We start from the raw sequence: 14,788 nt of genomic DNA on the forward strand, positions 1-14,788 counted from the left end.
TATGAATATACATGAATATAAGATTTTTTATGAACTTGGAAAACTAATATTAGAATCCATATATTTAAAAATTTCTACTTCAAATTTGCTGAAAGATTTGAAGTCAACATAACGGTTTAGAAAGGAAGGGACGATATGAATAAAGTCTGCGTTATCATTCCCGCCTTGAATCCAACTCATGATTTAATCGATTATATATACGATTTAAAAAGTCATAAAGTTTCACAGATTGTCGTAATTAACGATGGGAGCATGACTAGTTGCAATGCAATATTTCATCAAATTGGATTAATACAAAATTGCACCGTGCTGACACATGAAAAAAATAAAGGCAAAGGTCGTGCATTAAAAACCGCATTTCAACACGTTTTGAAGCACTGTCATGTGGACGGGGTGATAACGGCTGACGCAGATGGTCAACATTCCATTGAAGATGTCATCAACATTGCTGAATTACTCAGTGATGTTCAAGATGCCATTATTCTTGGCGTCCGAAATTTTGACCAAAAAAATGTCCCGATTAGAAGTTATATTGGAAATAAAATTACTAGTTATTTATTTACAGCATTATTTAAAATTCATCTTCAAGATACGCAAACAGGCCTTCGGGGCATTCCAATAAAAATACTTCCTTCACTCCTTGCTTTAGAAGGAGAACGTTATGAATATGAAATGAACATGTTAATTGCTGCCGCCAAAAAGAAGATCCCTATCATGCAAATTCCTATCCAAACTATATACATCAACAAAAATAAAAGCTCCTATTATCACCCTATAAAAGATTCATTAAAAATTTTTACAATGATTATTTCGGGAATTGTTGCAAATAAGAAGTTGGATGAAGGTGAAAAACATGGTATCTAATTTTTACGGTAAGTTCTTCCTAATCTCTCAATGGCTTATTCGTAAAATATACCCTACCTATAATGTAGAAATCCATGAAAAAGCGCAAGATCCTGTTGTTTATATTTCACACCATCAAAATCTTTTTAATCCATTTATTATATATTTATGGTTTCCGAAAAGTTTGCGAACTTGGATTTTACACGTCTTTTTAGACCGTAAAACATGCTATCAACAATATGTGGACTACACATTTACTAAAAGAATGGGAATGAATAAAACAATTGCAAAAATATGTGCATATCCCCTTTCATTTATTATTTCTAAACTGTTGAAATCCGGCAAAGGCATTCCTGTGTATAGAGGATCTAGAAAAATAATAAATACGTTTCGACTTTCTGTGGAAGCGTTGAAAAGAGGCGAAAGCATCGTCATTTATCCAACGATTGACTATACAAATACTTCCAATGAAACAAAGGCAATGTATGAAGGATACCTATATATTGAAAAATACTTTTTTAAAGAGACTGGCCAACATGTTCGTTTTGTACCTTTACACGTAAGCAAAAAAAATCGACTGATTATTGCTGATGAGCCAATTTCTTTTCAAGACAATGAAGATTTTTCAGAGGGGCAAAAAAGAATTGAACAATACATTCAAAACAAGTTATATAAATTAGCCGAAAAGTGTGGGGATTTAGAATCAAATACATAAAATAAATATTCTTTTTAAATAGCTCTTGTGGGAAGCCTTAAATTAGAAATAGCCGTAAACATTTTACAATCGTAAAATGTCTTCGGCTATTTTTACCACTGAAGCGAATTTGCGCCTAGCCTTCAATCGGTTTGTTATGCAACTTAATCACTATCTACTAATGACTTAAAGCCTCACTCCATTTTCCTGTAACATTTTCAATGTCTACTTCAAATAGTTCGGTTTTTGGCAAAGCAGGATAACCACCTTTTTCAAATTGCCAATTTGGATCGCCATACTTTTTCCAAAGGCGATCATAAAACCATTCTTTCTTTTGTTCATCTTCAATGCGATGAATCGTCCCAAATAATACGACGCTTGTATAAGCTAAAGCCGATTGACAAGCGTATTTCTTTCCAGGAACGATAGCTCCCATTTCACAAACTTCAATACTTACCCGCGGATTCTTTTTAACATTTTCCCAAAAATGACTTTCTCTTAAATTGCCTATATGCAAGTACAATTTTTTCCCTTCTTCATAAACAAAAACAAACGGAATGACATAAGGATAGCCGTCTTCTCCTACTGTTGCAACATGAGCAACTTTCGCTTCCCGCAAAAAAGCTAATGCATCATCAACTGAAATTTCTCTTTTTTTGTTGTTTATAATTCCTCTCACTTCTCCCAACCCCTTTCTACAAATATATATTCTAAATACTTCTTTAAAACCCTTTTAAAATAGCAAAATTTTTATCATGGATAAAACTAGTGCACCAATTCCATTAAAATTCCATTTTTCAAATATATTTCAATATCCAAAAAAGTATAATATTATGGTACTATGAACTATAGGAAAGATTTTAGGGGGGAATAAAAATGGGTAGCAAAGCATTGAATACAAATGCCAAAATTACACCTGAACGCGTAGATGAAGCATTAGACATTCGTGACCGTTTAATTATCGAATTGTTAGTAAGCGTACTTGACGAAAAACAAGTTATTGAACGCCATATTTTAAAAGAGCGCCTTGCTAACTTAATTCAACTTTCCGATCACGATGATGAATTAAAAGAAACAATACATGCGCTTGTGAACAAGCTATAAAAAGGAAAAGGAGACGTCAAATTGGAACGCCTCCTTTTTTCTTTACTATTTTTCTTCATACAATTGCACAATTTTATTTAATTTTTCTTTTAAAATATCCATGTGCACAAATCTTGCTTCTCGAATAAATTCTTTTCCTTCCACCAAAAACAGTAGTACAGGCACTGTAAATATCGAAAAGCGTCCTGCTGTCTCCTCCACTTCATCTACTTTTATATACCCAAAAGCGATTCTAGGATAATTTTTTAACATTTCCTCTACCCGAGGAAGTAGTGCATGACAAACCCCGCAATTCATTCGTGAAAAGTAAAGAAAAGTAAGTGGGTTTCTTTCAATAAAAGAATTAATTTCATCCAACGTAGATAGCTCAATCATAATCTCACCAATTGTTAATAATATTTCTTGGCCAAGCATATCATTTTCCAAGAAACAGTGGAAGGATGACGAATTGGAAAGTGCACTTCTTTATATGGTGTTATTAAGATATTTATCTGGAAGTATCGAATTATCAATTGCCACACTGATGTGGAGGTCCAATGATTTAGAAAAAGCATTGATGCTCAATTCAATGTTAGCGTTAGTTGGTCCAACTATCTTAATAGTGACAACTGGAATAGGAATTAGCGGACTTTCTGAAAAAATTTCTTTCTTAAAAATGCTTTGTCTATTTTCAGGCATCGTGCTCATTATTATCGGCATGAAAATGAAATAATTCAGGATATTATCTGAACCAGCCTTTTCTTTTAAACCACAAGAGCATCGATATTCCAATGAGAAACATGATAAAAAGAATTACAAAATAACCATATTTCCAAGATAATTCAGGAATGTTTTTGAAGTTCATCCCATAAATACCTGCAATAAATGTTAATGGGGCAAAAATAGATGTAATAATTGTCAGTAGTTTCATGACATTATTGGTTTGATGTGCATTTAAGGAAATATAACTGTCACGAATATCTGCCGTTACTTCTCGATTAGACATGACCATTTCGGATAATTTTAATAGATGGTCATGAATATTTGAAAAGTATTCTCTTCTCTCGTCAATTTGATTTAAATTCAAATGATGAGAGTTTAACATGCGATATAATAAATCCCTCATAGGATTGACAGAATGCAACAACTGTAAAAGCATATTTCTAGCTTCCATCAAGCTATTCATCGGTTGAATGCCTGTTTGTATAATAATTTTCTCAAGTTCATCTTCTATTTTATAGATAATGGGAAAATAATTATCGACAATTTTATCTAATAATTCATAAAATACATAATACGGATCCCATTGTTCGATTGAAGTTTGAGCAAGCAATTCACTCCATACTTTTGTAACTTCTACAGAAGGATGTTTGTGAAAGGTAACAATAAACGATTCTCCTACAAAAAAATCTAGCTCCTCTTTAATTAGTCTACCGTTTTCTTCACGAACTGTATGAGTAACGAAAAAGGTGTAATGATTAAAATAATCTAATTTCGGCCTTTGAAGATCTTGTACACAGTCTTCTATTGCTAAAGGATGAAAGTGGAAGGTATTTGATAAATGCTTCATTTCTTCTTCTGTCGGTTCGCTAAAATCTACCCAAAACCATTTATAACTGGTAATGTCAATATTATTTATTGAATCTCCTTTTTCTAAATGGTTATCTTTTGTAATGCCTATATAGTAAATCATGAAATGCTCCTTTTCTTTCGAAATTCCGATGAGCAATTTCTAATTATCTTGCTGTTCTTCATTATTTCCTTTTAACCGATCCTCTTGTTTCCAAGGTGGATCCATCACAATATGAATTTTCTCATTAATTTTGTACACAGTAAAAGGAACTAAAAATGCGAAAACTGTGCAAACAATTGCATATGTTGTAGGTAAATGCTCGATAATAAATTTCATGTGCATCACCTCATTTAGATGTTGTTTTATTAATGCTTCCTGGTTCCTCGATTACGATCTTCACTTCACAATCGATATCACTTTTTGAGAAATAATTTTTCCCATTATCCCATTCATCTTGTACTTCCTTCCATATTTTTGGATAATAACGGTTTAAATACTCCCCCAATCCCATGGCATCTGTTTGAAAATCATTTTGCAGTTTATTAATTGTATTCTTAACCATTTCTTCAATTTTCTCGCTCGTTTTTTTATAAAACTTATTTAACACTTCATATTCCTTTAAATTTTCCCAACCAGATTGGTCTGCAATTGCTCCCTTAATTTGAATTTTGATAGAGAATTGTAAGTTATTTGGATCATTATTGGTTAGAGTAATTTTTCTTTTTATCGTAAGAATTTCAATCGTCATTGGCCCACCATCGATTTCTGTATTAATGGAACCATTATTTTTTAAACCTCTAATATAACTTAACGCTTTCGCATCATCTCCTTTCAATACTCCTACCATCCGCTCTTCTTTACCGTTATAAATAGCTATTCCTTCATAATCAATGACTGTGGAACTAATTTTTTTTAGGTATGGTAAAGGGAAACTTGTCTCTTCATATAGTTTTTCATCGATATCTCCAATTCTCACCAAATCAGTAACATCCAATCTTTTTTTATTTTCTAATAAATTTTTTATATATTCTGCTGGTATTTTTTCATGTTCCGCTTCAACATATAGTAAGTCTTCCGCTAACCCATTTGTAATCGCTAACTTAATGCCTCTACGCATGCGTTTTTCACGAAAAAAAATATCAAAATGTTCTTTAAAACGCCCTGGTTGTTTCATGATATCTTCAGAAAATAGAATCACACCTAAATGGGTAGAATCTATTGAACGACTTGCCTGTTTTGCTAAATCTAAATTAATTTCATAAATGGTCTTTCCTGTGCTCGAAAGGTTCCGATAGGCTTTTCCCGCGCCTCCTCCAGCATTTGCAGCAACGGTTGCCATATTTTCAGGAACAACAAGTTGTTGGGTTAATTTGACTTCAGTTTTGTCTGCTGCATCTATAGCCATTCCAAATATAAAAACTCTTTCTTCAATTTCAATTTGATCCCAGCAAGCTGCCAAAATTAAAGTACACATCATCAAAATTAGCATCGCATTCAATTTATTCACTTGAATTCCCACCTTTAATCTTGAATGCAATCCCTAAAAGTATGGTAACTAATAGAAAATATATAATTGTAAAATGGCCAAGGAGGCGATTAAAAGAGACTACATCTAAGTAACTTTTCGGAACCATGCTTGTAAAATATATAATTGGTGACAACATGATTACTGCATTTATCTTTTTGAAATTTCTAAAAACCATTCTAAGTGTCATGACTGTCACATCTAAAGCCATCGTAGCTGTCGTAAAAAAAATGATTGTCCAAAACAAAAAAAGAAACGCATCAAACCGCTCAAAAAAACCTCCAGGAATTTCAACCGTTCTTGACAAATCGAAGGTCGGAAAGAAAATATTCCTCATCGTCGTATTTCCAAAAACCCCAACACATACAAGGTAAATAACCAAATTGAAACCCATTGTTACCAATACTCCATAAGCAGTCATTTTGGGCGTATTTCGCGGATTTTTTACAAGTCCAATATAAAAAAAGACAATTGCAAATCCTAACATATTAACGACGCTAAAATATGTCCCTTTCAAATACCCCTCAAAGTCCGTTTGAAATAACGGAAGAAATCCTTCCCAATCTATTAACCCCATCGGAAGAAAAATTACTAAAAATAATCCAACTACTAAAATCGGAAAAAATAACACGTTTAAACGGAAAATACCGGCCTGAGAACCAGATACCGCATAAATAACAACGAACAAAAATGTTAATGAAATAATTTCTTGAGGCGTATGGTCAAACAAATATTGGTGTGAAAGGGCCGCTAATTCCCTAACATAAAAAACTGTTGTCATAAAAAATTGTAATGAAAATATTAATGTCATCACGATTGCAACAGGTTTCGATAGTAAATAAGACGTATAAGTTAAAAACGATTGATTCGGAAAGGATGAAGCAATTTTTGCAATAAACCATCCACAAAGACTCGCTATGATGCCGCCAAGTAAGACAGTTATCCAACCATCGGAAGAATTTGTTACTTCTGCAACTACTCTCGGAGAAGTTAACGTTAATACTCCAATAATATTTGTAATCACTGTTATTAAAATATCTCTATCACTAACAATTCCTTGATAATCAGGCGACCGATTCATTGTCGTTGACCCCCACTATTTACTTTTTGATCATCTATTGGCTCTAAATAGGGTGGGCGCTTTTTAAGCGTCATAATTGGCGCGCGAATAAAGGTGTTTTTCAAAGCGTCTATGAAATAAGGGGCAAATGGTCCAGAGTAAGGTGTACCCATACTTTTTAAATTAACAATATGAATACAAATCATAATAAGCACTAAGATAATCCCATATAACCCAAATATGGATGCCGCGATGACAAAAATGAATCTCAAAATACGTAAACCAATGGACATGCTATAATTCGGTATAGTAAACGAACTCATAGCAGTTAGAGAAGTAACAATTACTAATGCGGGACCCACGATTCCTGCACTTACTGCAACATCTCCAATCACAATACCTCCAACAATACCTACTGTTTGACCTATTACTTTTGGAAGCCGTATACTCGCTTCTTGCAAGATTTCAAAAGTTACCGCCATTAATAGAACTTCTACAATCGCTGGAAACGGTCCCCCTTCTCTAGTGGCTGCAATCGAGATTGTTAATTGTGTTGGCAGCATCCCAGGATGGAAGGAGGTTAATGCAACATATAAACCAGGTAAAAATAATGCAATAAACATTGAAAAATATCTTAACAATCTCATCGATGTAGCAATAATCCATCTTTGACTAAAATCTTCAATCGTTAAAAAGGCATCAACAAATGAAATAGGAGTAATCAAAGCAAAAGGACTTCCATCGACTAGTATGGCAACTTTTCCTTGCATAAGATTGTAAGACACTCGATCAGGTCTTTCCGTATCCAGTAATTGCGGAAATGGAGATAGAAAGCTATCTTCAATCCATTGTTCGATAACTCCAGAATCTGGTGCAAAGTCTATATCAATTGTTTTAAGTCTTCGATTGACCTCATCTAAAATGTCTGGGTTAACGATTCCTTCCACATAACAAACGGCAATTTTTTGCTTAGAACGCCTTCCAACTTCATGCATTTTAAAACGTAAGTTAGGGTCCTTTAATTCTCGCCTGATTAATGTTAAATTTGTTTCAATACTTTCAATAAAAGCTAAGCGTGGCCCTCGAATAAGCGCCTCCGACTGCGGTTCATCAAGGGCACGTTTCTCGGAACCGGCAGTCCCCATATCTAGAGCCGTCATTTTTCCATCTATTAAAAAAATGGATCTCCCTGATAACAGTGCGTGTACCACTTGTTCAAGGGTATTAACTCTTTTTGTTTCTGTAACAGCGATAATTTCTTGATAAATTTGATCAAGTATGTCCCCATTAAATTCATTTGTTTTCCTCTGAAGAGTTTTTAAAATATTGTCATTTATAATATTTGTGTTTGATAATCCACTGAGATATAAAATACTACAATGAATTTTTTGTTTTTTTTGTTTGGCTTTTTCTAAAGGTCGTTCATCTATAATGTTTAGTTGATTTATCTTGCTATCATTATTCTCTGGATCGCTTAAAGTTTGAATAGGCAAGTTCCCGTCATCATGTCCACTTCGACTGCTCGGACAATCTCCTTGTTCATTTTCATGATTGTCGTTAAAAGTTTCTAGCGTTAATTCACGAATCACTAAATCATCCGGATTCCCTAATAACCTTCTAATGAATTCAATATTATTATTCATTTTTTTATATATGGGCACGTGTATTTCCATTGATACATTCTGGTTGTTGGTTTGTGTTGCATTTGAATTCGCATTGCCGTTTTGTTTAAGAGATGGACTTTGGTTTTGTGATGTTTTTTGGTTCTGCGATTGAACATTGTCTTGAGACTGGTTATGGTTTTGTGTTTGAGTTTGGTTTTGTAACTGATGATTTTTTAGATGGCATTGGCACTGAATACTTTGTTGAAACTGTATATTTTGATTTGATTGAATACTGCTTTGAGTATGTTGATAATCTTGACTATGTTGCGATCCAACATTTTCATTATTTAAATTGTTTCGTGTTCCTTGTATATGTTGAGCCTTTTGATTTTGCTGAAACTGAGGGTTACATTGACACTGTTGCACATTTATTTCTTGTTGAATACCATTTATGTCATTTTTTATGTGTTGAGTATTTATGTTATTTTGATGCTTGTTTATTGGATTTTTTCTAGGCACTTTTCGATAAAATCGTCTCATACATATACTCCCACTAATAGCATTTACCATTAATGTGGTTCAACTATTTGTTTTTATACCATCTACTGTTACCTTTATTCATTTATTGCATAAATAAAAAAAACTGCTCAAAGCATGTATCACTTTGGACAGTCTCCCAATTAAACATTTGTTTACTTAACTTTTCACTTCATTTCCAACATTCCGATCAAACTTCTCTCGATATTTCTCCAACCCTTTACTAAATTGTGATGCCAATACTTGTTGGAACAGCATACCAAATACAACGGGAAGCACTACTCTTGATGGAAAATATGTACTGGCCACAACAACACCAACCGCTATGTTGCGCATTCCTCCTGTAAAAACAAAAGTTGTAATCAAATCGATTCTTCTCCATAAAAAATGTCCAATAATCAGACAAAAGGTATAGCCGGATAAAGATACAACTAAAACTAATAGAATAATTCCAACTATATCCCATGAGATATTTTTTAAATAGGGTGCAATGACACTACTATTGATAAACACGATGAGGAATATACTGACTTTCTGAAAAGGAGCGAAAGTTCGGGATAATTTTTTGACAAATTCACTTTTCCCCAACTCATTCATCAACATGCCAAGCATGGATGGAAATGCAATCATCCAAAGTAAATCGATCATGATAGACGTGGTGTCAATCGCTACTATTTGTCCCGCAGCCAATTTAGCTATGAGCGGTATGATGAGGGGAGAAAGTATTGTATCAATTAATATAATGGATAAGCCAAGTGGAATATTTCCTTTACAAATGCTAATCCAAATAAAACTTGTCACACCTGTTGGAACTGCTACTGACAAAATAAAACCAACCGTTAATAAATGATCATTCATTATTAGCGCTGACAATACGTAAGCCCAAAACGGCATCAATACATGTAAAAACAAAATCGTAATGAAAATGAACTTTGGATATTTTTTTAAACTTTTTAATCCTTCAAAGTTGATGCTAAGACTCCCAGCAAAAGTCATAAAAGCAAATATCCAAGGAACTAGGAAAAGCAAATGCCCACCGACTTTTTCAAATATCACCCCTATAATTAGACTTAATGGCGTCAAAATAGGCATTAACTTTTGCAAGTATGCGTTAAAACGGTGTAACATTTAGCAAAGCCTTCTTTCATTAGATGTCTTTATATTTTATCAAATTTTAAATAAGAAAAATTCCTATTTGATAAGTTAAAGAAGAAACTTGTTATTTAAGTGCTCATACCGTCTTTAGTTTTCAAAAATGGATAAGTCTTTAGTTTTCAAAAATGGATAAGTCTTTAGTAATTTTGGCAAATTACCGCCCAAATTGGACCTATATTGTTTTGTAAAATTAAATTCCAGAAGTTGAACTTCTTATGCTGAAAATAAAAAAGCAGCACAAATCATGATTTGTACTACTATTGATTGAAATGCCCATGCATGAATCGCTTATTTTCTTCAATTGTTTCTATAAATTTTTCCATACTTGATGTTAAATACGAATCGGCCCTTCTTATAAAAACAGTTTTTACTTTACTATATTTTTCAGGTAAACTATAACAGCGAATTTCTCCGCTTTGTTCTAAATGAGCAACGGCGGATTTCGGTACGAATGAAACACCGAGCCCCATAGCTACACTTCGTAAAATCGTTTCTAGGGTTCCAAATTCCATGATTTTTTGTGGTGTGATGTTCTGATCCTTGTACCACTGTTCTAAACGTGCACGATATCCACAACCATTGCTAAAACATAAGATTGGTTCATCTTTTAATTCTTCCATCGTCAGTTCCCGATTATTTGAAATTAATACTAACTCTTCATCAAATACATCATACGTCTCCAATTCAGGATGAAAATCCGACTTCGTGACAAATGCCCCATCCAATTTATGATTTAATACTTCTTCTTCTAAACTGTCCGTTACCCCTGTAAAAAGAGATAACTCCACATTTTTATATTTCTTTATATAATAAGAAAGTATTACGGGTAAATGATAAACTGTTTCGACTGTACCAATCTCTAACTTTCCAGAAGGTTCGTCATGATTTTGGACAGCCTTTTTCATTTCAGCTGTTAACCTTAATATTTTTTCACTGTAAGATAATAGTTTTTTTCCTTCCGGTGTTAAGGTCATCCCTCGACGATGACGATGAAATAAAGGGGTATTCAGCTCCGCCTCAAGTTTTTGTATACGAGATGTAATGTTCGATTGAACATAATTTAATTCCTTTGCTACTTCGGTAACTGTCCCTTTCTCCGCCACTAACTGAAAAATCTCCAAATCCTTTAATTCCACTTTCAAACCTCCTAGGAATTCCTATTAACTATTATACTATCAAAAATAATGATAATAATCTTCCATTTCACGCAATATTTTTGATGTTAATTAAAGGCGATTTTTTGAAAGGCAAATTATTTATATTGCAAATAAAAAATGATCATCGAATTGATGATCATTTTACAAACAGTATATTAAATTTACTTATCCCGCCCGATGCTCTCTATAGATTAACAGTTTTTTCATATAATTCTCTTGCTTGATTAGCAACCTTTAAAGTATATTGATTGATATTATCTATGGTTTCAACGAGAGTTTCTAAGTCATTACCAACCGTTTCAATCTGCTTTTTATTTTCTTGCAGTGCATTTTCAATTTGATTAAATGTCTTTTTCACTTTTATTCCACTTTCTAACCCGGTTGTTACCGTTTCTCGAATAGTCCGAGTTGTAGAAACTGTATTTTCCGTAATTTTAGATGTATTTTCTATAATCTCAGTAATTTGTTTTACTGATTCTTTAGACTGGTTCGCTAATTTTCGTACTTCTTCTGCTACAACCGCAAAACCTTTTCCGTGTTCTCCAGCTCTTGCAGCCTCAATTGCTGCATTTAACGCTAAAAGATTTGTTTGGTCAGCAATTTGGGTAACGATGGATATAATGTTATTGATTTTTTCAGAAGATTTTTGTTGTTCTAAAACAAGATCTTCCATTTCTTTTGTTCTCTCTGAAATGGATACGATTTTTTCCTCCAAATGTTCCATTAAAATATTTCCACCGCTAGTATTCTTCTCCATTTCTTTTACTTGACCAATATAACTTTTAGTATCGTTTTTAATTTCTAATGAATAATCGATAATTTCTTTGATGGAATTTGTTGTCTCCTCTGACAATTGCGCTAAACTTTTCATAATGAGGGAAAGATTATTTTTTAATTCATCTTTCACTTGATTATGCTGTAATTCGATATATTGTTTTTTCTCTTTTTCATACTCTTCTAAAACTATTTGTGTTTCAAAATTTATAAGTTTTATACTTAGAACTGTTGCTTTTTCGATACTTTCTTTTGACCAATTACTTCGATTGATAATGTTAATAATTGAATTTAAGATATTTTGAAAAGCCCCGATATACCATTTCGGCAATAAGCCAATTTTTAAATGTACTTGGGCAATGCGCATTCTTTTCTGAATAAATTCTTCATTTATTTTTCCAGAAAACATTTCTAATATATGTACACTAAGGGTCTTTTTCAATCGTTCCACTGTACTATGTTGATTAATAATACTCTTTAGTTGTGGAATGGAGCTTAATGCATCATAGAAAGTGTCTACTATTTCTTCAATTGATTTTTCAATGTATGGTTTAATACAAGTTAATAAGTTTAAATCTTCTTCTGTTAAATGAATCAATTTTAATTGTGCATAAACGTCTGAATCTCTACTAATTTCCAGTAAATTTTCCTGTTGGCTGTTCACTCCAATCCATTTAGGCTCTTCGTAATTAGGATTTTTACTGATTCTTCTAAAAATGGCCAACTCTACCCCTCCTTTTTAACCAATTGACACTACAACGCACCATTATATATTCCCCATTCCCCTTATAACAAACAGGAAGATAACTTGAATATAAATTACTTTTTTCTTATTATCATACTATCATTTTTTTATAAATCATGTCTTTATAATCGAAATATCCATAGAAAAATTTATCAAAAACAAAAATATAGACAATATTAACTATTATTTTAAAACATTCACAATAGTTTTTGTTAATTTTAGGAATAATAGTAATGAAATGTTTGTGACAATTTATCTATCCAACAGAACATTCCGACTATTATTTCTCATGTACTTTCTAAAACGAATATTTATTTTAAAAAAGCTTCTTGTTTAGAAACCCGAATCATTTCGTTTGGAAAATATCGCTTAAAATATTCCGCCACTTTTATATGTAAATCTTGTTTGTACCATTCTGAAAAATGATTTTCTACAAAAAAATCTGGCATTTTTAATCGCAACGAACGTTTCCCGTCCGCACCGTCGCCAATTGTTAATGTATCAATCCAAATATAATCCACTTTATCTTTTAACCTTTTTGGGAATTCATGAGTAAATGGTAATACAGGGGAGACGGCAGCTTGTGTTGTAATATTAGCATCATGCAATTTTTTTAGAACCTCTAATCTCTTGTTAATACTTGGGGCATAAGGAGCAAAAATTTGTTTCACATCCTCTCGATCAGTTTCAATTGTCAGTGAAACAATCAGCTTACATTTTTCTTTCAGTTCAACAAGTAAATCTTTATCTCTTTCTATTAAAGTACCTCTCGTTTGAATGACCAATACATCAGGTGGGTATTCCAACATCTCTTCCAATACTCCCCTTGTAATTTGAACTTTCCTTTCTAAGGGTTGATAAGGATCTGTTGCAGAGGACATATAAATATTTACTGGTTGTTGTTTTCGACGAAGGCTTTTCATCTCTTTTCGATAATTTTCCCTTGCATTCTTTTTTATATCAATCCATTGTCCCCATGGAATCCCTTTAAACCTTTGGATTGGCAATTCTCGAACATAACAATACCGGCAAGCGAAAGCACAACCACTATAGGGATTTAAAGAATGAGTAAAACCGATATCTAAATATCCCGTCGCTTCAGTTAAAATCTTTTTTGAGTTTATTTCTTTTAATTGGATAGCCATTATCGTCTACTCCTTCCGTAAACTTTCAAACGACGTAATGTTACTGTTATTCTGCGAATTGCTCAAAAAATCAATGAAGGAGGGCACATTCAGTGTAGCCATTCTTCTTCTGGCCCATATTCTTAGACAGTCTAAAGCTTTACAAATGACAATTGATATAGGAAAATAATTTCCAACATACATCGTTAAATAAAATGTTATAACGATGAAAAAATCGAAAGAACTTAGGATTATCCTAATCTCTTTCGATTGAATACTGCGAATTGATTATACCTTTAATAATCCACGAAATCCTCTTGAGCTGTAATAAGAATCTGCTCCGTTGTGGTAAACAAAAACGTGGCCATAGCGATAATCACAAAATAAAGCTCCACCCCGTTCTCGGATATCTGCCGGCGTCTTTATCCAACTGGAAGTTTTTGTATCAAACGGCTCTAACTTTTGCAGTTCTCGATATTGTTCTTCCGTTAGTATTTCAATTCCCATTTCTTTTGCCATATCCATGGCGCTATTTTCTGGTTTATGCTTTTTCCTAGCTTCTAATGCCTCTCGATCGTAGCACAAGCTTCTGCGTCCTTTAGGACTTTCTTTCGAACAATCACAAAAAAGATATTCTCCTGTCTTCTCATCAAACCCGATGACATCTGGTTCGCCCTCCGTTTTTTCCATTTCATGTAACGACCATAGCTTCATAGGATTTGCTTCAAGCTTTTGTTGAATTTGATTCCAGTCAAGCCCTTCATGGCGATGCATATTTTTTTCAAACCGTTCTTTCAATACGTTAAACAATTCTTCTTTTTGCTCCTCGGTTAATTCGCGTTTTTCCATTTAGAACCTCCTCTATATTTCCCCTTTGCAATTCAAAGGTCTCAACAAGCATCATCTTCGTTTTA

The 14,788-nt window shown here is 33.1% G+C and carries 16 protein-coding genes; 4 read left to right on the plus strand and 12 right to left on the minus strand.

Annotated features, from left to right (window positions below):
- Positions 1-135 precede the first annotated feature (135 nt).
- On the plus strand, positions 136-864 hold the full coding sequence (locus NSU17_RS06375; RefSeq protein WP_340704609.1) for a glycosyltransferase family 2 protein: 729 nt from the start codon (positions 136-138) through the stop codon (positions 862-864).
- Positions 854-1,558, plus strand: coding sequence for a lysophospholipid acyltransferase family protein (locus NSU17_RS06380; RefSeq protein ID WP_340704610.1), 705 nt, complete (start codon positions 854-856; stop codon positions 1,556-1,558). Before NSU17_RS06375 ends, NSU17_RS06380 begins: the two co-directional genes overlap by 11 nt.
- Before the next feature lie 157 nt (positions 1,559-1,715).
- Here the strand turns inward: NSU17_RS06380 and NSU17_RS06385 are convergent, their stop codons facing one another.
- Positions 1,716-2,216 carry a pyridoxamine 5'-phosphate oxidase family protein gene (locus tag NSU17_RS06385; RefSeq protein ID WP_340704611.1) on the minus strand — a complete coding sequence of 167 codons (501 nt, stop codon included), beginning with the start codon at positions 2,214-2,216 and terminating at the stop codon, positions 1,716-1,718.
- Positions 2,217-2,413: 197 nt separating this feature from the next.
- On the opposite strand from NSU17_RS06385, the gene NSU17_RS06390 reads away from it, so the two are divergent.
- Positions 2,414-2,641 (plus strand): phosphate-starvation-inducible protein PsiE, encoded by a 228-nt coding sequence (locus NSU17_RS06390; protein ID WP_096550153.1) that lies wholly within the window; start codon positions 2,414-2,416, stop codon positions 2,639-2,641.
- Between the two features lie 45 nt (positions 2,642-2,686).
- On the opposite strand, the gene NSU17_RS06395 is transcribed toward NSU17_RS06390, so the two are convergent.
- Positions 2,687-3,055, minus strand: coding sequence for a thioredoxin family protein (locus tag NSU17_RS06395; protein WP_340704612.1), 369 nt, complete (start codon positions 3,053-3,055; stop codon positions 2,687-2,689).
- Between the two features lie 34 nt (positions 3,056-3,089).
- On the opposite strand from NSU17_RS06395, the gene NSU17_RS06400 reads away from it, so the two are divergent.
- On the plus strand, positions 3,090-3,353 hold the full coding sequence (locus tag NSU17_RS06400) for a YqhV family protein (RefSeq protein ID WP_409373609.1): 264 nt from the start codon (positions 3,090-3,092) through the stop codon (positions 3,351-3,353).
- A gap of 9 nt (positions 3,354-3,362) precedes the next feature.
- Here NSU17_RS06400 and corA read toward each other — a convergent pair whose 3' ends face one another.
- From corA to NSU17_RS06450, 10 genes are all read right to left on the minus strand, one after another.
- Complete coding sequence (gene corA / locus NSU17_RS06405; RefSeq protein ID WP_016839054.1) at positions 3,363-4,313, minus strand: magnesium/cobalt transporter CorA; 951 nt, start codon at positions 4,311-4,313, stop codon at positions 3,363-3,365.
- A gap of 39 nt (positions 4,314-4,352) precedes the next feature.
- Positions 4,353-4,529: a hypothetical protein gene (locus NSU17_RS06410; protein ID WP_016839053.1), complete on the minus strand. Its 177-nt coding sequence runs from the start codon at positions 4,527-4,529 to the stop codon at positions 4,353-4,355.
- A 10-nt stretch (positions 4,530-4,539) separates the two neighbouring features.
- Entirely contained in the window at positions 4,540-5,700 is a 1,161-nt protein-coding gene (locus tag NSU17_RS06415; RefSeq protein WP_340704613.1) for a Ger(x)C family spore germination protein, read from the minus strand.
- Entirely contained in the window at positions 5,693-6,799 is a 1,107-nt protein-coding gene (locus tag NSU17_RS06420; protein WP_340704614.1) for a GerAB/ArcD/ProY family transporter, read from the minus strand. Before NSU17_RS06420 ends, NSU17_RS06415 begins: the two co-directional genes overlap by 8 nt.
- Entirely contained in the window at positions 6,796-8,922 is a 2,127-nt protein-coding gene (locus NSU17_RS06425; RefSeq protein ID WP_340704615.1) for a spore germination protein, read from the minus strand. The genes NSU17_RS06420 and NSU17_RS06425 overlap by 4 nt, the downstream gene beginning before the upstream one ends.
- 156 nt (positions 8,923-9,078) lie before the next feature.
- A complete protein-coding gene (locus NSU17_RS06430; protein WP_340704616.1) occupies positions 9,079-10,047 on the minus strand; it encodes a bile acid:sodium symporter family protein in 969 nt (322 codons plus the stop codon).
- 284 nt (positions 10,048-10,331) lie between these two features.
- The gene (locus NSU17_RS06435; protein WP_340704617.1) at positions 10,332-11,210 is read right to left on the minus strand and encodes a LysR family transcriptional regulator; all 879 of its coding nucleotides are present in this window, start codon (positions 11,208-11,210) and stop codon (positions 10,332-10,334) included.
- Between the two features lie 205 nt (positions 11,211-11,415).
- Positions 11,416-12,729 carry a globin-coupled sensor protein gene (locus tag NSU17_RS06440; protein ID WP_340704618.1) on the minus strand — a complete coding sequence of 438 codons (1,314 nt, stop codon included), beginning with the start codon at positions 12,727-12,729 and terminating at the stop codon, positions 11,416-11,418.
- Between the two features lie 332 nt (positions 12,730-13,061).
- Complete coding sequence (locus NSU17_RS06445; protein WP_340704619.1) at positions 13,062-13,895, minus strand: SPL family radical SAM protein; 834 nt, start codon at positions 13,893-13,895, stop codon at positions 13,062-13,064.
- Positions 13,896-14,162: 267 nt separating this feature from the next.
- A complete protein-coding gene (locus NSU17_RS06450; RefSeq protein WP_016839038.1) occupies positions 14,163-14,723 on the minus strand; it encodes a DUF4256 domain-containing protein in 561 nt (186 codons plus the stop codon).
- Positions 14,724-14,788: the final 65 nt, after the last annotated feature.

Origin of the sequence: Ureibacillus sp. FSL K6-2830, from assembly GCF_038004145.1 — a bacterium.
Lineage (GTDB): Bacteria > Bacillota > Bacilli > Bacillales_A > Planococcaceae > Ureibacillus > Ureibacillus thermosphaericus.